Source organism: Psychrobacter sp. I-STPA6b (genome assembly GCF_020662265.1).
Taxonomy (GTDB): Bacteria; Pseudomonadota; Gammaproteobacteria; order Pseudomonadales; family Moraxellaceae; genus Psychrobacter.
The window spans coordinates 298563-318143 of the sequence record NZ_VEWM01000063.1; the positions used below are offsets into that span (position 1 = coordinate 298563).

Here is a 19581-nt window from a genome sequence, read left to right on the forward strand (position 1 = left end):
TGGACTCTGTATTGAATTTATCATAATTCTAACAATTTTTTAACCATTAATGAATATATAGTGATATTTTACTAATGAAGTTAAGTGTATTGGATATTCAATAGAAAAAAACCATTGCGTCTTCTGACTACTTTACCTAACATAGGTAGATTAATATAGAGTTGTTTTGTCTAATCATATATTTTTGTTGTTTTGACTTGTTTCACTCTGTAATAACAATGTCGTCAACATCATAAGCCAACGATTCATAAAACCGTTCAAAAATATTTACAACGATTATTTATGTAATATAAATAATTTTTTATTATGAATCTATAGCTGTTGTCGTCACTATTCCTTTACATTTTTTATTTAAATCAGGTTATTTATGAAAGCCAGTCAGTTTTTATTTGCTACGTTAAAAGAAACACCCAGTGATGCCGATATTGTATCTAGCCAATTAATGCTACGCGCGGGGCTGATTCGTAAGCTTGCTTCTGGTCTGTATGTATGGCTACCAATGGGGTTGCGAGTTTTACAAAAGGTAGAGCGTATCGTGCGTGAAGAGATGCTTCGTATCAATGCACAAGAGATACTGATGCCAATGACTCAGCCTGCTGAACTGTGGCAAGAGTCTGGACGCTTTGATGATTATGGTCCTGAGTTGCTACGTTTTAAAGACCGTCATGAGCGTGATTTTGTACTTGGACCAACGCATGAAGAAGTCATCACCAATTTGGCACGTAATGAGTTGCGTAGTTATAAACAACTACCCATGACATTTTTCCAAATCCAAAGTAAATTCCGTGATGAGATACGTCCACGCTTTGGGATTATGCGTGCGCGTGAGTTTACGATGAAAGATGCGTATTCCTTTCATATTGATCAAGCTTCATTAGCACAGACTTATCAAGATATGTATGAAGCATATAGCCGTATTTTTACTCGTTTAGGCTTAGATTTCCGTGCAGTACAAGCAGATACTGGCTCTATTGGTGGTTTTGCTTCACATGAGTTTCAGGTACTAGCAGACAGTGGTGAAGACAGTATTGTATTTTCTGATAGCTCTGAATTTGCTGCCAATATTGAGCTTGCAGAGGCAATCTGTACCGCCGAGCGTCAAGCACCTAGCCAGCCTCGTAACAATGTTGAGACCGTGGATATGCCAACATGCGAGCAGGTAGCTGAGTATTTAGATATTCCATTATCACAGATGGCAAAAACTTTGATTGTTAATGGTCATGATAGTGAAGGTAATGCACAATTAGTTGCACTGGTATTACGTGGAGACCATACTCTCAATACCATTAAAGCTGAAAAAATTGAAGAAGTGAATGTGCCATTTACGATGGCAACCGAAGAAGAAATACGTGATGCAGGACTACATAAAGGCTATATCAGTGTTGATTTAGATATGCCTGTATTTGTTGACCGTGCAGCAGCAGCATTATCTGACTTTGTTAGTGGTGCAAATATTCCTAACCATCACACAACAGGTATGAACTGGGAGCGTGATGCGACAATTACTCGTGTGGTTGATATTCGTGATGTTGTCGAAGGCGACCCATCTCCTGATGGTAAAGGTACACTACAAATCAAACGTGGTATTGAGGTTGGGCATATCTTCCAGTTGGGTGATAAGTACTCTCAAGCACTTGGCTGTGCTGTCTCTGGCGAGCAAGGTAAGCCTGTAACACTCATGATGGGCTGTTATGGTATTGGTGTGAGTCGTATTATTGCTGCTGCCATTGAGCAAAGCCATGATGATAATGGCATTATCTGGACACAAACCCCTGACCCTGCTGACTCTATCGCACCATTTGATATCGCCATTGTACCAATGAAATCCAAAGAAGATACGGTGCTGGATACCGCAACTGCACTGTATGAAGAGTTAAAAGCACAGGGGCTAAATGTGTTGCTTGATGACCGTAATGAACGCCCTGGTGTGAAGTTTGCTGACCTTGAGTTAATTGGTATTCCACATCGTATTGTCGTTTCTGACCGCAATCTGGCAGAAGGTAAGTTTGAATATGTCAATCGCCGTGATGGAGAAAAGCAGTTACTCAGTCGTGAAGAGGTAATGGCTAAAGTACGTACCTAATCTAAAGTATGTGTTATGATTCTATCATAAAAAAAGAACCTCAATTGAGGTTCTTTTTTATTTTGTCATAAACTCTAAAGTTAAATGACTTCCTTTTTACTGACGTATAAGACGACTTGGCTTAGGCAATAGTGCCAAATCACTAACCCGACATGGATTAATATCAATACCACCACGGCGAGTATACCATGCCCGCACCATCAATGATTCAGGATTAAAATGCTGAGTTAAATCAGCAAATATCTGCTCTACACACTGCTCATGAAAGCCATTATGTTGGCGGAAACTTAGAATATATTTGAGCAAATTCGCCTCATTCACTGCAACTGAGCTACGCATCTGTATTGCCAATGTTCCCCAGTCAGGCTGATTGGTCACAGGACAGTTACTACGTAGCAAGTCTGAATAAAGCTGATACTCAACCACCGCCTCTGTGCTGATTTTTTCCCCTAACTGACTGGCATCTGGATGCTCAGTTAAGACAACTTTTTCTTTACTTTGTGCCAATGCTTGGTCAATACATTGTCCTTGTGGCTTATCAATCAACAGTCCCGAATGGCTATTCACATCCGCTAACTTAAAAAGTTGCACATTAACAGATGTACCTACTGCATTGGACAAATCCTTGCTAATCGTCTCTTGTACAGACTGCCAATCAGCAAACTGGGTAAAATTCAAACTGTTTAGATATAGTTTTAAAGACTTTGATTCAACAATATTGGCAGAGGTTGCAGGAATACTAAATCGCGCCAAAGCTACTTGTGAAATACCTTGTGCATCTAACCATGACACTTCAAAAGCATGCCACCAATCGACACCCACACACAATTTATTGGCATCATAATTGATATGCCCACGTCCAAGTGCTCTACTAATAGGATATAGCACCTCAGGGGAATAAGTTTTGGGATAGCTAGTAGACTCACCCAATACACCATGTATACTCATAAAAAGACCTTTTTACTATCTGTTTTTTAATATCTGTTTTTAATTATATAGGAGCTTAGCATCTACAGCCGAATACGTGAGCCATCTTGCAGAAATTTATAGGCAATGCCATAGAACAACACACAAAATACCAACATCGCCAGCATCGAATACCACACGTTAACATCAGAGTAGCCCAAAATACCATAACGGAACGCATTCACCATATAAACAATAGGATTAAGCAAAGAGACATTTTGCCAAAATGGTGACAAATTCTCCATAGAATAAAATACCCCACCCAAATAAGTCAGAGGTGTCAATATAAAACTGGGTACAATCGAAATGTCATCAAAGGAACGGGCAAACATAGCATTGATAAAGCCTCCCAATGAAAATAATATTGATGTCCCCAATACTGTAAATAACGTCACAAAAATATGTACCACACTAAGCTGAGTAAAAAACAACGCAACAATAGATACAATCAAGGCTATCCCTAAACCACGAAACACACCACCACCAATGTAACCAAGTAAAATGGCATGCTTTGATACAGGCGACACCAACAGCTCTTCGATACTGGCATGAAATTTGGCACTAAAAAAACTAGACACCACATTAGAATAGCTGTTGGTAATTACCGCCATCATAATGAGACCCGGTACAATAAACTGCATATAAGGCACACCGCCCATATCCCCGACTCTTGAGCCTATCATCTTACCAAAGATAATAAAATATAAAGTCATGGTAATCACAGGAGGTAAGAGTGTCTGTGGCCAAATACGCACAATTCGACGCACTTCTTTGAACAATATGGTGCGAAAAGCAATCCATTTTTTTGCCCAAGTCATACCTGTACTACTCATAGCCCTGCCTCACTCATGCTCTTTGTGGTTGCATCACCTTTATCTACCAGTCGCATAAACAGCTCTTCTAAACGATTGGCTTTATTACGCATACTTAACACCGTAATATTAGATGCAGAAAGCTGTGCAAACACCGCATTTAACGACTCATTCTCACTTAATGTCACCTCAAGGGTTAGTGCATCTGGTTGCACGACTTCTGTGACGCCTTGCAACGATGGTATAGAAGATAATGGTTGTGCTAAATCAAATACAAAGGTTTCAACAGATAACTGAGTCAATAAATCTTTCATATTGGTGTTAATACGAATTTCACCATGATCCAGAATGGCAATATGCCGACACAATTGCTCCGCCTCTTCCAAATAATGGGTAGTTAGAATAATGGTGGTATTTTCTTCTTGATTTATCTGCTCCATAAACGCCCACATAGAACGGCGTAACTCAATATCCACACCTGCGGTTGGCTCATCTAATATCAATAATTTAGGCTTATGAATCAATGCTCGAGCAATCATCAAACGTCGCTTCATCCCACCAGATAACTCACGGGCTTTATTATCACGTTTGTCCCATAATCCCAGTGCAGTCAGTAACTTTTTGGCACGAGGTTGCGCTTCTTTGGCTGAAATACCAAAGTAGCCTGCCTGCGTAATCAAAATGTCTTGTACTTTTTCAAACTGATTAAAATTAAATTCCTGTGGTACAACCCCCAAATATTGCTTTGCCACTGAAGGATTTTGCAATAAATCTGTCCCAAAAATATGCACACTACCAGAAGTTGGTCGGAACAACGAACTAATAATGCCAATCATCGTTGACTTCCCCGCACCATTTGGCCCTAATAATGCAAAAAATCCCCCTTGAGGAACAGTTAAGGACACATCTTTGAGTGCGGAAAAACCATTGGCATACGTTTTTGATAAATGTTCGATTTGTAAAGCAGGAGTAGCATCAGTCATAAGGTAATGGTCTGTGAATTAATCGGAATGAAATTAAGATGTTGGGGTCATATCTTATCGGTTCAAGGTTAAAAAACTGTATACCATAAAATAGATACGGGCATATTAAACACTCAAGTTATTGAATATTTAATACACCCGATTTTAGATGTCAGTTAGATTATATCAACAGCTAATAATTACAAATCCATATCAGCCAGTCAATAACCACTAATCATCTAACAATTAATCATCCCAAGCCTCACGGTTTGCTTCACTTTTAAGTTTAATAAATTTATCTGGATCAAAAGTAATTTGCTCAGGTGATTTGCCTGCTTTTACTTGATTTTCATAGTCACGTAAAATTCGCAATGCCACTGGTGATAGCCATAAAATCGCAATTAAGTTAATAATCGCCATTAACCCCATAGATAAGTCAGCAAAGTTCCAAACGGCTGGTAAACTTGCCATAGAGCCAACAAATACCATCGCTAATAAGGCAACACGTAGTAACATCACTGCCCATTTGGCATTTTTATCACCTGCGATAAATTCAATATTCGACTCACCATAGCTATAATTGGCAATAATAGATGTAAATGAGAAGAAGAAAATCGCAATTGCCACAAAGTATACACCCATGTCACCCACATATTGTGATAGTGCAAACTGAGTTAGCTGAATACCTTCTTGCTCCACATCTGGATTAACCACACCTGATAAAATGATAATCGAAGCCGTTGCTGTACAGATAACCAATGTATCCATAAACACACCTAACATCTGCATAAAACCTTGCGTTGCAGGATGGTTAGGGCTCGTTTTTGCTGCGGCTGCCGCATTAGGTGCAGAACCCATACCAGCTTCGTTTGAAAACAAACCACGCTTGATACCATTAATCATTGCCTGAGCGATACCATAACCCAGCACACCACCAGCAGCTTGCTCTAGACCAAATGCAGATTTAAAGATATGTGCAATGGCAGCAGGAAACTGGCTAAAGTTAGTAACAATAATAAATAATGCCAACAAAATATATAGAATTGCCATCAGAGGTACAACTTTACCAGCAACTCGGGCAACTGAGCGCATACCACCAAAAACAATGGGGGCAACCAGTGCTACTAACACCAGTCCCGTTATCCACTCTGGCACATTAAATGCCTCTCTAGTCGCCTGTGCAATGGTATTCGCCTGCACACCATTGAATGCCAAACCAAACGCCATCAATAAGCAAAGGGCAAACAATATTGCCAGCCAGCGCATTTTAAGCCCTTCTTGGATATAGTACGCAGGACCACCACGATAAACATTATCAGTATGTGGAATCTTGTAAGCCTGTGCTAAAGATGACTCAATAAAACTGGTTGACATTCCCAAAATTGCAGTCATCCACATCCAAAAGACTGCACCGGGGCCACCTAGATAGATAGCAATCGCTACCCCTGCCAAGTTACCTGTACCCACACGGGCTGCCAATGAGGTCATTAATGCTTCAAATGAGCTAATACCACCATCTTTCCGACCTTGACCTGATGATTTGAGCAGTCCCCACATATGAAAAAAGTGGCGAAACTGAATAAATCGTGTTACTACGGTAAAATACAAACCCGCACCAATCAATAAAAACACCAATAATCCATACCATGGATTATTCATAATTAGCCAATCATTGTTACCCCAAATAAGGCTAACACCAGCATTGACTAGGTTATTAAACCATTCAAACATACCCTACTCCATTATACTTTGGCATTACATAATAAATACAATACCAGAAAAGCGCCTATTGTACGCCGAAGAGCTATCAATGACGATAAAAAACTCCATTATATGTAAATAATTTTCATTATCAATTAATAAAATAGTTTATTTATCCACGCAAATACAATGAATAATAAAAAACGCCTACCTCCAATAAGGTAAGCGTTTTTTTAGCTTAATCAGTAAATATTGAACTAGAAAAAGCCTAACAACTCTTAACTAGCAGCTTCGACCATGTAGTTTACAGCATTTTCCACTTCTTCATCTGGAATATCAGCACCACCTTTTGCAGGCATTGCTCCAATACCATGAATCGCATGGTCATATAAAGTGGCTTTGCCTTGAGCAATACGTGGTCCCCATGCACCAGCATCACCATACTTCGGCGCACCCAATAGCCCTGCTGCGTGACAAGTATGACAAATAGCATCATACACTGCTTTACCATCACGAGGCTTACCATCTGCTGATGGTCCTGTTGCTGTTACAGTAACATCACAGTCCTCGCCTTGGAAACAAACTTTACCATAAGGTTCAATACGGGATACCAACTGTGGATAAAGTGCTATTAGCTTTTGTACTTGGGGGCTATCTACTGGAGCAGATTCTGCTTCATCTATTTGAGCTGTCTCAACTTGCTCTTCTGAGCCGTCTGCATCAACTGGTTCTTCTTCAGAGGCACTGGCATCATCTGTTGATTCAGCATCTGTCGTTGCTTCATCTGCTGATGCTTCGCTAACTTCTGTGGTAGATGCCGCAGCATCATTTGTGACTTCTTCAGCCTGACTAACGGCAATACTGGATATACCTAGGATGGCGGCAGCTGATAATATAAGCACTTTTTTCATTCGTCACGTTCTCTTATTGCATGTTCGAGCGAGCATAATGGTTAACCTTATTGTCATATCATATTGCATGATAGTAGGTTCTTAGGTACCATGGCTGGCTGGTGAATGATAAACGTCGATAATAAACTATGTTCTCCATGATATTATAAGGGAAAAGTAAGGTAGATTGCTATGCCTGATTTATGACTTAGTGGATTATTGTTTTATCATCAGTACAATTGATACAGCCCATTGGCTTTTTTAGTGAATTTTGCTAGACTAAGCGGTCTTGTAAACAGGATAAAACCAACTACTTAAATTATCTTTATATCTATCCTGATATAAAAGATAAAGTTACTTAGAATTTTTACCACTGTTTGCCACCACAAAATATGCGCTCGTAGCTCAGTTGGATAGAGTATCGGTTTCCGAAGCCGAGGGTCGTGGGTTCGATTCCCGCCGAGCGCACCATTTCTATTCTATAGCTACCTTAGTTAGTCAAATAGCTAGGCTCTGTTGAACTTTCACCCCGTTAGACTAATATCTGCAAGGAATACAGCTACTTTTTACTTTCATGTAAAAATTGGCTAAATTTGCCTTATTCTGCGTTCATTGTCTTGACTAAGACACTGCTTATTAAAATCAGTATCTCTATTTTCCTATGAAGATGAAGGTTCAACAGCCCCTAGTCAAAAATAATTGCACTCAACTTTAACGCAGCAACTCTGCTAACTGTACTTTATTTGGTATCCGATGTAAGTTAATAACCTTTACTCCGCCAAGCTCCCGACTACCCACCTCTATTTTTGTATCCATTGTCAACATCGCCACTTTTCTACCTTGCTGTGTTAGCAGTAGATGATGTGCGCGTGTCGCTACGTCATATTCTGGAAAATTGCTTTGTATAAACTTTCTGAGTTTTAGTAAATTTTTTGGTATGCTGGTATTGTTAAGCGTTGCGTGCTTATCTTTGGCGTTTTGAGCATGTGTGTGCTGTGGTGAGCGCTTTAACGCCATCAATGCTAGACCACCTGTTACTAGCACAATAATTATGAGCCACCAAATACCATCTAATGTTCCAAGTGTCATATTTTACTCGCCACAATTCATCAATATTAAATTAGACCCTATATTTACAACCTATCATGATGGAATAACCATGTTATCACCTCAACAACAGCAATATATTAGTCAAGCAAGTGACTATATCCGCCAGCACAACCATATCTGCATTTTAACAGGTGCTGGTATTTCAGCAGAAAGTGGTATCCCAACTTTCCGAGATAAACAAACAGGACTTTGGGAAAACTATCGTGCCGAAGACTTGGCAAATATTGGTGCATTTGAACGTAACCCTAGTTTGGTATGGTCATGGTATCAATGGCGACGTCATTTGGTCAAAGATAAAAAACCCAATCCTGCCCATCAAGCCTTGGCACGTTGGCAAAAACAGCTCTCAGGGATGACCTTAATCACCCAAAATGTGGATGATTTACATGAACAAGCAGGCAGTACAGTAACCCATTTACATGGTCATCTTTGGAAAAATCGTTGTAGTCGTTGTGATTTACCTTATGATTTGCCTGTTGATTATGAAAACTCAGCACTGCTTCATTGCCAGCATTGCTCAGGTTATATTCGTCCAGATATTGTATGGTTTGGTGAAATTTTGCCACAACAAGAATGGCGTGATGCACAAATGGCTGTAACACGTTGTGAGGTGTTTATTGCTATTGGTACTTCAAGTATCGTCTATCCTGCTGCAGGATTGGCAGAATTGGCAAAATACAACCCACAACGGGCAAAAATTATTGAGATTAACCCCAATCCTACAGACAATCCAATGGTTGATATTCAAATTCAGGCAAAAGCAGGGGATGCACTGCCTGTCTTAGTAGAACAACTACTTGAGTTAGAATAACTTTTTTAAAATCTATATTTGGAATTTTCTAGGGTCTGTTTCATAGACCCTAGTGATGGAATTTACTTAGCTCTACAAAACCACTACCCCATCAGGTAACTCATTACCAGCAGGATCATTTCCTAGATAATAGTATTGTCGTAATAATTGACCAATTTCTTCTAACAGCTCTGATAGACTTTCCTCTACTTTATCTTGCGCCATACCAGCCAGAGCTTTATCACACATCGCTTGCCAAACCGTTGGGCTAACGTGTGAGCTAATCCCTCTATCAGCGACAATTTCTAGATCATGCTCGCAGATATTAACATACACCAACACACCTGTATTTTCCTCAGTATCCCAAACACGGTATTGGCTAAATAAATCTACAGCACGATGGCGACAATCTTGATGGTAAGCAGACTGGATAGGCAAGTGATGCTCAATAATTAAAAACACTTCACCTCTATGTCCTTGCTCAGCTTGTGTTACTTTATTGGTCAAGCGCTGTTGCATCTCCTCAGTGAGCCACTTACTATGAAGCATGGGGACATACAATACTTGTCGCCACCATCTGGCAAAGCTAGGTTGTGTCTCAGCTTGTTCTTGTTGCATATTTTTATTCCAGATTCTATGTTCACTTACCTAAAATATATGTCTGATTGATAGGTTTGATAAGGCTATGACTCCAGACGTGCTACCATGAGCCACCGGCACCACCGCCACCAAATCCACCACCACCTCCGCCAGTGAATCCACCACCGCCAAAGCCACCGCCTCCACCAGAGAAGCCGCCACCTCCAAAACCGCCTCCGCTTGGGAAGAAAACAACACCACCGCCACCACCACGGCCACCTCGACCCGAACCACCGCCACTGCCTCCTGAGCCACGAGCGGTCAAGAAGAACCATAAAAATATCGCCATAATTAAGCTAAATATAAAGCCAGTTCCTGTCATCCATGCAATAAAGAAAAACCCACCCGAAGTGACAGTTGCACCCAAAACACGTCCCAACAAATTGGTTAAGAACATACCAAAGATAAATGCCATAATTAATAATGCAATCGGGGACACATCCTCTTGAGCGCTGTCTGTAGATACTTTTTTTGCCTGTGCATCTGCTTGTGCTAATACCTCAGGGTCTGTGGTTAAACGTTCCTCAATACGGTTAATACCTGCTATTAAACCACCAGCATAATCACTTTGCTTAAAATAAGGAGTAATGTCATTACGGATAATGCGTTTTAGTACCACATCTGGTAGCACACCTTCTCGTCCGTATCCTGTAACGATATACATATCTCTATCATTAACAGCAACAACGATTAAAACGCCATCATCATTTTTAGCATCCCCAATACCAAAACCATGTGCCTTTTCAACGGCATAATCAACAATTGGTCTACCATTAGTGGTAGGCACTGTCAAAACAGCAATCTGCCCCAGTCCTTGATGATATAAAGTATTTAATTTTTGCGATAGTCTTTGCTTTTCATCTGAGCTTAAAATTTGTGCCTCATCCATGACATAGTCATAAAACTGACTGTCATCGAAGTTTTGAACATTTGAGCGTCTAGGCGTTGTATTATCTTTAGAACTACTGGCTGTAACAGTATCATTAGTCTCCGTGTTTGACCCAACAAAGTCACCAATCACTGTATCTTGTGCTTCAGCAATGGCGTCATTATGTTGCCCTGCTTGCGCAATGGCGACCATATCGTCCACACTGTTATTGGTAAGATTTTGATTTTGTTGAGTATTTGGCTCAGCCCAGCCCGCGATTGGCAACACCAAACTCAAACTTAATAGTAATGGGGCTAGGGCTGTCCTTTTTTCCATAATCAATCTGACTCTATTAATATAGTTAAATAAATTAAAAACAACGCAAAACTAAGTACGCATTTTAATCACCAAAGTTAACCTCTGGTGCTGTTGAGATAGCTTGTTCATTTTCGACACTAAAGTTTGGCTTGGTATCCATTCCAAAAACTTTTGCCGTGATATTGGTTGGAAACTGACGCACTGTGGTGTTATAGCTCTGTACCTCATCAATATAACGCTTACGCTCTACTGCAATACGGTTTTCTGTACCTTCTAATTGCGCCTGCAAATCTTGGAATAACGCATCAGCTTTTAACTCAGGATAACGCTCAGAGACTGCCATTAGACGAGATAATGCACTACCCATTTGTGCTTGAGCCTGCTCATATTGCTGCATTGCCTGAGGGTCGTTTAGAACTTCAGGAGTTACTTGGATACTACCTGCTTGTGAGCGTGCTTGCGCCACTTCGGTAAATACTGCCTCTTCATGGTCAGCATATTGCTTCACGACTTTAACCAAGTTTGGCACAAGATCAGCACGGCGTTGATATTGGTTCACCACTTGCGACCATGCAGCATTAACCTGCTCATCTTGGGCTTGCAGTTTATTATAGCCACAGCCAGTCAAACTGGCAGAAGACATAACTAAAACCGCACTCAATGCCAATGGTTTTATTACTGTGTGAATTTTTGCAGCACTTAATTTTGTCGCACTCAATACAGATGTCAATTTCATATATGCTAAGCCTCTAAGATTTAAAACAATAAATAGATAAATACACGTCAACTTTATAAAATGGCTTTATAACATAGTATATTTAACCATTCAGCTTCTATTAGATAATGATAGCACGAAACCTCTATTGCAATTTCTAGTTACGAAAAAACAACCCCTATATAATTTAAAAAAATCTTTTCGATTACTTATCAAGTCTTACGATGACTTGCCATAAATCGGCTTTTATGACACACAAAGTTACTACAAAAATAACAACATATAAAAAATACGCTGGTAATTATGTGTGTTTTATGGCAAATTGCAGTTACTTAGGCATACTTACAGTTACATTTAGTTAATTATTTTAACAAAGTGTACAAGTGTAATATGTCTATTTCATTGACCTATCTGCTGACATCTCAATGCCTTATTTATGCTTAGATTTGTCCAGTTTAAATTCAGTACAAAAAAACCAGCACACAGTAAGCATATTTTTTATTTCTCTCACTGTGTTCATATATGGTTCAGAACGTAATGATTTTAAAATAGATCAATCTTATGAAGAAGTTATTGATAATGTGACTCTAAATAAGACTGACTTAGTTATAGACACATTAAAGATGTACACAGATAATCACAATTAACTAAACACCTATCTTCAGCAGTATCTTTTGTATTCATTATCAAAATATATTTGCTTTGAAGGTAATTTAGGAAGTCGGAAAATATGGAAGCACTAGTTAGTGGTTTAAATAATATTATCTGGAGTAATGCACTCATCTACCTGTGCTTGGGTGCAGGTTTGTTTTACTCCATCTTAACGCGCTTTGTACAGGTGCGTCTGTTTGGTGAAATGATCCGCCTATTATTTGGTGGTAAATCTAGTAAAGATGGGATTTCTTCCTTTCAGGCACTAGCAGTCTCACTCTCTGGGCGTGTCGGTATGGGAAATATTGCAGGGGTAGCGGCTGCCATTGGTTTTGGTGGTCCGGGTGCAGTATTTTGGATGTGGATAGTCGCTTTCTTAGGCGCATCTACTGCCTATGCCGAATCTACGCTTGCACAGATTTATAAAGAAAAAGATGAAATCACAGGTGAATATCGTGGTGGCCCCGCTTATTACTTTGAAAAAGCATTGGGTCAAAAATGGTATGGTATTTTATTTGCCATCTCCGCCATTATTGCTTGTGGTATCTTCTTACCCGGTGTACAAGCCAACGGTGTGGTCAATGCGGTCACACAGGTAATGGGTGATGGTGCAATGATGAATGTCCTAGGCATGGAAGTTGGTACATATCGCTTAGGTGCATTGATTGTGGTATTAGTTGTTTTAGGTATCATCATCTTTGGTGGTATCAAACGTATCGCAACCTTTACCGAATACGTCGTGCCATTTATGGCAGTGGGTTATATTATTTTAGCTCTTATTATCATGTTTAGTAACATCAGCATGGTGCCACAAGTATTCAGTCAAATTATTGGTGATGCTTTCACTGCACAAGCTGGTTTTGGTGCTGCCATCGGTTGGGGTGTCAAACGTGGTATCTACTCTAATGAGGCAGGTCAAGGTACAGGCCCTCATGCGGCGGCGGCGGCCGAAGTTGAACATCCTGCGCAACAAGGTTTGGTACAAGCATTTTCAGTCTATGTAGATACACTACTGGTCTGTTCAGCGACTGCCTTTATGATTTTATCTACTGGTATGTACAATATCCAAGGTACCCTACCTGATGGTCAGTTCTTAGTACAAAATATCGCTGCCACTACGGAGATTAACTCACCTGCCTTTACCCAAATGGCAATGAATGCAGTCTATGGTAACTATGGTGATAACTTTATCGCTATTGCGGTATTCTTCTTTGCCTTTACCACCATCTTGGCATACTACTATATTGCCGAAGTTAACGTAACTTACTTAACCCGCTTTATTGGTCGTGGTGCGCACAAAACTGGTATCTTTATTGTCAAAGTCCTTATTATGTTGATGGTTGCTTATGGCGGTCTAAACAGTGCTGGCTATATCTGGGGCTTAGGTGACGTTGGTGTTGGCTTAATGGCATGGTTAAACATCGTTGGTATCTTAGTGATTTTCTTTGTTGCCAAACCGGCAATGGACATTCTCAAAGACTACGAAGCACAGCTGAAAGCTGGCGTAGAACACTTTACTTTCGACCCAGCTAAGTTTGGTATCAAAAATGCCCCTTATTGGGAAGAGCGTAATCGTAAAGCAGAAGCGTTAAAGAATAAAGACGTTTAATTGTTAACAATTTCTTAATCTTAATTTGATAGTTATAAAAACCCCCAATATGCGATATATTGGGGGTTTTTATATTAATTCTATTATTTATAGATAATCAAAACATTAAAGACATTTTCAAACATATTTTCACCCCATCTTTTTTAAAATTAAACTGCCCCCTTCCCGTAACAACCGCTATAATATCGCCACACTTTGAAAATAATTCAACTTATTATGAGCCACGATAAACATAGCCATACGCATAGCCATGCCCCTTCAACCAATGCACCAACCCAGCATGCACCGCATGACCCAAGCCAGTTTAAGCTAACCCCGCCTGAGGTTTTTCCGTATAAAGAGCAACAGCTAACGGTACGCCAACGAATTACTGAGCAGTTAGCCAAACGGATTTTGATGCTTGATGGAGCAATGGGAACACAAATCCAAACTTATGGCTTGCAAGAGGCGGACTATCGTGGAGAGCGATTTGCGGATATTAGCCAAGATGTCAAAGGTAATAATGATTTGTTGGTATTGACGCAACCACAGATGATACAAGAGATTCATCGTGACCATCTAAATGCTGGGGCGGATATTATTGAGACCAATAGCTTTAATGGTACTCGCATTTCGATGGCAGATTATGACATGCAACCGCTTGTGCCAGAGATTAACCGAGAATCCGCTCGTCTTGCTCGTGAGGTTGCCGATGAGTTTACGCATGCCAACCCTGATAAGCCTCGCTTTGTTGCAGGGGTGTTAGGGCCGACCTCTCGCACTTGTTCGATTTCTCCTGATGTCAATGACCCTGCTTACCGCAATGTCACTTTTGATGAACTGGCGGATAATTATCGTGAGGCAACGCTGGCGTTAATTGAAGGTGGTGTCGATTTAATTTTGATTGAAACCATCTTTGATACCCTCAATGCTAAGTCAGCAATATTTGCCGTTACTGGGGTATTTGCTGATATTGGTTTTGAATTACCAATTATGATTTCAGGAACGATTACCGATGCCTCAGGGCGAACGTTATCAGGGCAAACGGCGGAAGCATTTTATAATTCAATACGCCATGCCAAGCCTTTATCGGTGGGCTTTAACTGTGCATTGGGGGCGGACGCTTTAAAACCTCATATTCAGACATTATCAAACATTGCCAATACCTTTGTCTCTGCTCACCCCAATGCCGGCTTGCCCAATGAGTTTGGTGAATACGATGAAACAGCAGAGGAAACCGCAGGGCTGTTGGAGGAATTTGCCAAAGCAAATATTTTAAATATTGTGGGTGGTTGCTGTGGTACAACCCCTGCTCATATCAAAGCAATTGCTGATATGGTGGCAAATTATCCACCAAGAGAAGTGCCAAACATTGCCCCTGCCTGCCGTTTATCAGGGCTTGAACCCTTTAACATTGATAAAAATAGCTTATTTGTCAATGTTGGTGAGCGTACCAATGTCACTGGCTCACGCAAATTTTTACGTCTAATTAAAGAGGAAAAGTTTGCCGAAGCATTAGATGTGGCTCGTGACCAAGTCGAAGGTGGGGGTCAAATCGTCGATATTAATATGGACGAGGGTATGCTTGATTCTAAACAGGCAATGATTCACTTTTTAAATTTGGTTGCCAGCGAGCCTGATATTAGCCGAGTACCATTAATGATTGATTCCTCAAAATGGGACATCATTGAGGAGGGGCTAAAACGCACACAGGGCAAGCCAATTGTCAATTCCATTTCACTAAAAGAAGGCTATAACGAGTTTGTCGAAAGGGCAAAACTATGTATGCGTTACGGCTCAGCAGTGATTGTGATGGCATTTGATGAGGATGGGCAAGCCGATACAGAAGCTCGTAAAATTGAGATTTGTAAACGCAGTTATGACATTTTAGTCGATGAAATTGGCTTTCCTTCAGAGGATATTATCTTTGACCCCAATATTTTTGCGGTAGCAACGGGCATTATTGAGCATAATAATTACGGTGTCGATTTTATCAATGCGACCCAATGGATAACCGACAACCTGCCCAATGCAATGGTGTCAGGCGGTGTATCCAACGTGTCGTTTAGCTTTCGGGGCAACCCCATTCGTGAGGCGATAAACGCAGTATTTTTATATCATGCCATCAAAGCGGGCATGACCATGGGCATTGTAAACCCTGCAATGCTCGAAGTTTATGATGAAATCCCCAAAGATGCCCGAGATGCCATTGAGGACGTGATGCTTAATCGCAATCAAGGCGAATCAGGGCAAGATGCGACCGAACGGCTAATGACCATTGCTGAAAGCTACCAAGCTGGGGGCAAAAAGAACGATGGTAAGGTCGATTTGTCATGGCGTGAGCAGTCAGTAGAAAAACGCATTGAACACGCCTTAGTCAAAGGTATCACTACCTATATTGAGCAAGACACTGAGGAAGCTCGACAAAAATATGCCAAACCGCTTGATGTTATTGAAGGGCCTTTGATGGACGGCATGAATGTGGTTGGTGATTTGTTTGGGGCAGGTAAAATGTTTTTGCCACAAGTGGTAAAATCAGCTCGAGTAATGAAACAATCGGTGGCATGGCTCAACCCCTATATTGAGGCAGAAAAAGTCGAAGGGGAAACCAAAGGTCGGGTGCTGATGGCAACGGTCAAAGGCGATGTGCATGATATCGGCAAAAATATCGTTGGGGTGGTGCTGGGCTGTAATGGCTATGATGTGGTGGATTTGGGGGTCATGGTGCCTTGCGAAACCATTTTGGATACCGCCATCAAAGAAAATATCGACATCATCGGGCTATCAGGGCTAATTACCCCAAGCCTAGATGAAATGGTCTATGTCGCCAAACAAATGCAAGAACGGGGTATGAACTTGCCGTTAATGATTGGCGGAGCGACCACCTCCAAAGCCCATACCGCAGTAAAAATCGAACCACAATACCAAAATGATGTGGTGATTTATGTTGCTGATGCCTCACGAGCAGTGGGTGTGGTGACAAAACTGTTATCCGCTGAGCATCGTATTGAGCTGATTGCCGATGCCCGAGCAGAATATGCCAAAGTACGAGAACGGCTGGCAAACCGTAAACCAAAATCAGCAAAATTAAGCTATGCAGAATCCATTGAACAAGGCTTTCAATTCGATTGGCAAAACTACACACCACCGACACCAAAGCAGTTGGGGCAAGTGGTGTTTGATGATTATCCCTTAGAAAAATTGTTGCCCTATATTGACTGGACACCGTTTTTTATCTCATGGGGATTGGTGGGTAAATACCCTAAAATCCTAACTGATGAGGTGGTCGGCGAGGAGGCAAATGACTTATATAACAATGCCCAAGCCATGCTACAGGACTTTATTAATGATAAATTGGTAACGGCAAAAGCGGTCTTTAAAATCATGCCTGCACAACGTACCGCCCCCGATACAGTGACGGTGTATGATAAACCGCCTAGTGAGGGTGGACAGCCGACGCATCAATTTGAACATCTGCGTCAGCAATCGGACAAAGCCAGTGGTAAGCCCAATTATAGTTTGGCGGATTTTATTATGCCTACCCCCCACCTAACCTCCCCCCTTGAAAATAAAGATAGGGGGGAGGAACTAATCACCGACTATTTAGGTGGTTTTACCGTTTCCATTGTTGGGGCAGAGCCGATGGCAGAGGACTATAAAGCCAAAGCTGATGATTATAATGCCATTATGGTACAAGCCTTATGCGACCGCCTTGCTGAGGCATTTGCCGAGCATTTGCATGAGCGTATCCGTAAAGAGTTCTGGGGTTATCAACCTGACGAACAGCTTAGTAATGAGGAATTAATCAAAGAAAAATATATCGGTATCCGCCCTGCCCCCGGCTATCCTGCTTGCCCTGAACATACCGAAAAAGGCAAATTGTTTGATTGGCTAGATACGGAAAATAGCATTGGTACGACATTGACCGAAAGCTATGCGATGTGGCCTGCGTCATCGGTGAGTGGCTTTTATTATTCGCACCCTGAAAGTGTGTATTTTAATGTCGGTAAAATCAGCACTGACCAGTTAGAGGATTATGCCAAACGTAAGGGCTGGGATATGAAAACGGCGGAGAAGTGGTTAAATCCGAATTTGTGATGGGATAAAAAATACACGACATTTGTTGTCGTATATTTTGGTTTATGCATTGATTTAGTAATATTAAACTACTAATATTTCTTCAAACAATTTTTTGGAGAAATATTATGCAGGGAAATCAGGAAACTCTACCAAACACTACTAGAAACGAACCATTAAATGAAAGTTGGAAAATAGCACTAACAAAAGAAATTATTTCTAACCTTTTACTAACCATATTTAGTGGTTCAGTAATTGCCTACTTTCTATCTCGACTATTTATCAAAAGCTATCTAAGTGGTATAGGTTTTAATAGTGAAACCTACCTATCTTTTATTAACACCAATACAATAAGTGCCTTCTTTTTAGGTATTGCTTTTATTTTTCTTTCTTATATTTTCACACTCTCAATCCCAAGCATAATCTTGCGATATATTTACAATGAAAATTTAGATTTGTTTCAATATTTTCATAATTCTTTTCATAAAAAAATACAGGCGTTTATCACATTATCTCTATTTCTCACCCCATTATTATTACTGATAGTTAGTCCTGAATGGATATTCCATATATTATTCTTAACTACAACCCTACTTTCAATCTTCTCATATACAATTATTATTACTTACTCAACAAGAACATTTTATATCTCTAATAAAAAACCTAAAAACAACTTTAACGAGTTATATAAGTTATACAACTTAAAAATACTTGGTGCTATTTCATTTTTCTTCTCGATATTTATTATATCCTTTATGCCATTTTATCATTTAGTTCTTGCCATTCAAAATATTAACAAGCCAAACACCATATCTATTATATTACTAGTTATTATATGGCTTATTTATAGTATTTTTTATGGTATAAGAATTACCTGCAATCAAAAAATACATTATTTTTTAGACATCATACTGTCATTATTTATATTTAACATGATTATGTTGTATAGCACTACTACTATCAAAACCCCTATCGCAGAATTTGTTGGCATTAAGGATCAAACAGCTAATATCTATAAAATATCGGCTGATAATTTCACCGAGATAAACGATAATATTAAAACTTTTTGGAGACAAAACACCACATTAGAATTATTACCTAATAATAAATCCAAAATTACAGATAATTATTACTTAGCATCTGCAAAAAATAAATACAATGGTGACATTTATTTATTGGCTCAGGTTATATTCCGTGATGGAGAAAATATTATTCTTTGCCCTCCATTTTATGAGATTAATAAAAATAAGGATAGAGTACAATGTTTTATGACAAAAGCAGAGTACTTATCATCAACACCGTTAACTTCACCTATGTTAGATAAAAACCCTAACTTTATTGATAAAACTTGGATACCTTTACCAAAATAAGATATATTAACAATCATATTCAACACACCTATTTTCTTATA

General features: G+C 39.9%; 14 protein-coding genes and 1 tRNA gene. 6 read left to right on the plus strand and 9 right to left on the minus strand.

All coding sequences use genetic code 11. The features are described 5' to 3' along the window. Positions 1-367 precede the first annotated feature (367 nt). Positions 368-2083: a proline--tRNA ligase gene (locus FHK88_RS06630; protein ID WP_227429951.1), complete on the plus strand. Its 1716-nt coding sequence runs from the start codon at positions 368-370 to the stop codon at positions 2081-2083. A 96-nt stretch (positions 2084-2179) separates the two neighbouring features. On the opposite strand, the gene queF is transcribed toward FHK88_RS06630, so the two are convergent. From queF to FHK88_RS06655, 5 genes are all read right to left on the minus strand, one after another. Beyond that, positions 2180-3031 carry an NADPH-dependent 7-cyano-7-deazaguanine reductase QueF gene (gene queF, locus FHK88_RS06635; protein ID WP_227429952.1) on the minus strand — a complete coding sequence of 284 codons (852 nt, stop codon included), beginning with the start codon at positions 3029-3031 and terminating at the stop codon, positions 2180-2182. A 62-nt stretch (positions 3032-3093) separates the two neighbouring features. Further along, complete coding sequence (locus FHK88_RS06640; RefSeq protein WP_227430080.1) at positions 3094-3867, minus strand: ABC transporter permease; 774 nt, start codon at positions 3865-3867, stop codon at positions 3094-3096. Between the two features lie 11 nt (positions 3868-3878). Next, positions 3879-4844 (minus strand): ABC transporter ATP-binding protein, encoded by a 966-nt coding sequence (locus tag FHK88_RS06645; protein WP_227429953.1) that lies wholly within the window; start codon positions 4842-4844, stop codon positions 3879-3881. Between the two features lie 225 nt (positions 4845-5069). Continuing rightward, positions 5070-6554, minus strand: coding sequence for an alanine/glycine:cation symporter family protein (locus FHK88_RS06650; RefSeq protein ID WP_227429954.1), 1485 nt, complete (start codon positions 6552-6554; stop codon positions 5070-5072). Between the two features lie 248 nt (positions 6555-6802). Continuing rightward, entirely contained in the window at positions 6803-7435 is a 633-nt protein-coding gene (locus FHK88_RS06655) for a c-type cytochrome (protein WP_227429955.1), read from the minus strand. A gap of 373 nt (positions 7436-7808) precedes the next feature. On the opposite strand from FHK88_RS06655, the gene FHK88_RS06660 reads away from it, so the two are divergent. Continuing rightward, positions 7809-7885: transfer RNA gene (locus tag FHK88_RS06660), tRNA-Arg, on the plus strand. A 240-nt stretch (positions 7886-8125) separates the two neighbouring features. Here FHK88_RS06660 and FHK88_RS06665 read toward each other — a convergent pair. Beyond that, positions 8126-8503, minus strand: coding sequence for a hypothetical protein (locus FHK88_RS06665; protein WP_227429956.1), 378 nt, complete (start codon positions 8501-8503; stop codon positions 8126-8128). Between the two features lie 70 nt (positions 8504-8573). On the opposite strand from FHK88_RS06665, the gene FHK88_RS06670 reads away from it, so the two are divergent. Beyond that, the gene (locus FHK88_RS06670; RefSeq protein WP_227429957.1) at positions 8574-9335 is read left to right on the plus strand and encodes an NAD-dependent deacylase; all 762 of its coding nucleotides are present in this window, start codon (positions 8574-8576) and stop codon (positions 9333-9335) included. Positions 9336-9407: 72 nt separating this feature from the next. Here FHK88_RS06670 and FHK88_RS06675 read toward each other — a convergent pair whose 3' ends face one another. The 3 genes from FHK88_RS06675 to FHK88_RS06685 all read right to left on the minus strand — a co-directional run bounded on the left by FHK88_RS06675 (position 9408) and on the right by FHK88_RS06685 (position 11782). Beyond that, positions 9408-9932 (minus strand): TPM domain-containing protein, encoded by a 525-nt coding sequence (locus FHK88_RS06675; RefSeq protein ID WP_227429958.1) that lies wholly within the window; start codon positions 9930-9932, stop codon positions 9408-9410. A gap of 82 nt (positions 9933-10014) precedes the next feature. Then, positions 10015-11157, minus strand: a complete 1143-nt coding sequence (locus tag FHK88_RS06680) for a TPM domain-containing protein (protein WP_227429959.1) — start codon at positions 11155-11157, stop codon at positions 10015-10017. Positions 11158-11221: 64 nt separating this feature from the next. Continuing rightward, positions 11222-11782 (minus strand): LemA family protein, encoded by a 561-nt coding sequence (locus FHK88_RS06685; RefSeq protein WP_227430081.1) that lies wholly within the window; start codon positions 11780-11782, stop codon positions 11222-11224. Between the two features lie 802 nt (positions 11783-12584). Here FHK88_RS06685 and FHK88_RS06690 point away from each other — a divergent pair. The 3 genes from FHK88_RS06690 to FHK88_RS06700 all read left to right on the plus strand — a co-directional run bounded on the left by FHK88_RS06690 (position 12585) and on the right by FHK88_RS06700 (position 19540). Beyond that, positions 12585-14114, plus strand: coding sequence for an alanine/glycine:cation symporter family protein (locus FHK88_RS06690; protein WP_227429960.1), 1530 nt, complete (start codon positions 12585-12587; stop codon positions 14112-14114). Positions 14115-14330: 216 nt separating this feature from the next. After that, positions 14331-18191 (plus strand): methionine synthase, encoded by a 3861-nt coding sequence (gene metH / locus FHK88_RS06695; RefSeq protein WP_227429961.1) that lies wholly within the window; start codon positions 14331-14333, stop codon positions 18189-18191. 107 nt (positions 18192-18298) lie between these two features. Then, a complete protein-coding gene (locus tag FHK88_RS06700; protein WP_227429962.1) occupies positions 18299-19540 on the plus strand; it encodes a hypothetical protein in 1242 nt (413 codons plus the stop codon). The last annotated feature ends 41 nt before the right edge of the window (positions 19541-19581 follow it).

What these genes read in the sequence shown, in the direction of transcription:
- FHK88_RS06630 (WP_227429951.1), top strand. Translation starts at nt 368, where the DNA reads ATGAAAGCCAGTCAGTTTTTATTTGCTACGTTAAAAGAAACACCCAGT.
- queF (WP_227429952.1), bottom strand. Translation starts at nt 3,031, where the DNA reads ATGAGTATACATGGTGTATTGGGTGAGTCTACTAGCTATCCCAAAACT.
- FHK88_RS06640 (WP_227430080.1), bottom strand. Translation starts at nt 3,867, where the DNA reads ATGACTTGGGCAAAAAAATGGATTGCTTTTCGCACCATATTGTTCAAA.
- FHK88_RS06645 (WP_227429953.1), bottom strand. Translation starts at nt 4,844, where the DNA reads ATGACTGATGCTACTCCTGCTTTACAAATCGAACATTTATCAAAAACG.
- FHK88_RS06650 (WP_227429954.1), bottom strand. Translation starts at nt 6,554, where the DNA reads ATGTTTGAATGGTTTAATAACCTAGTCAATGCTGGTGTTAGCCTTATT.
- FHK88_RS06655 (WP_227429955.1), bottom strand. Translation starts at nt 7,435, where the DNA reads ATGAAAAAAGTGCTTATATTATCAGCTGCCGCCATCCTAGGTATATCC.
- FHK88_RS06665 (WP_227429956.1), bottom strand. Translation starts at nt 8,503, where the DNA reads ATGACACTTGGAACATTAGATGGTATTTGGTGGCTCATAATTATTGTG.
- FHK88_RS06670 (WP_227429957.1), top strand. Translation starts at nt 8,574, where the DNA reads ATGTTATCACCTCAACAACAGCAATATATTAGTCAAGCAAGTGACTAT.
- FHK88_RS06675 (WP_227429958.1), bottom strand. Translation starts at nt 9,932, where the DNA reads ATGCAACAAGAACAAGCTGAGACACAACCTAGCTTTGCCAGATGGTGG.
- FHK88_RS06680 (WP_227429959.1), bottom strand. Translation starts at nt 11,157, where the DNA reads ATGGAAAAAAGGACAGCCCTAGCCCCATTACTATTAAGTTTGAGTTTG.
- FHK88_RS06685 (WP_227430081.1), bottom strand. Translation starts at nt 11,782, where the DNA reads ATGTCTTCTGCCAGTTTGACTGGCTGTGGCTATAATAAACTGCAAGCC.
- FHK88_RS06690 (WP_227429960.1), top strand. Translation starts at nt 12,585, where the DNA reads ATGGAAGCACTAGTTAGTGGTTTAAATAATATTATCTGGAGTAATGCA.
- metH (WP_227429961.1), top strand. Translation starts at nt 14,331, where the DNA reads ATGAGCCACGATAAACATAGCCATACGCATAGCCATGCCCCTTCAACC.
- FHK88_RS06700 (WP_227429962.1), top strand. Translation starts at nt 18,299, where the DNA reads ATGCAGGGAAATCAGGAAACTCTACCAAACACTACTAGAAACGAACCA.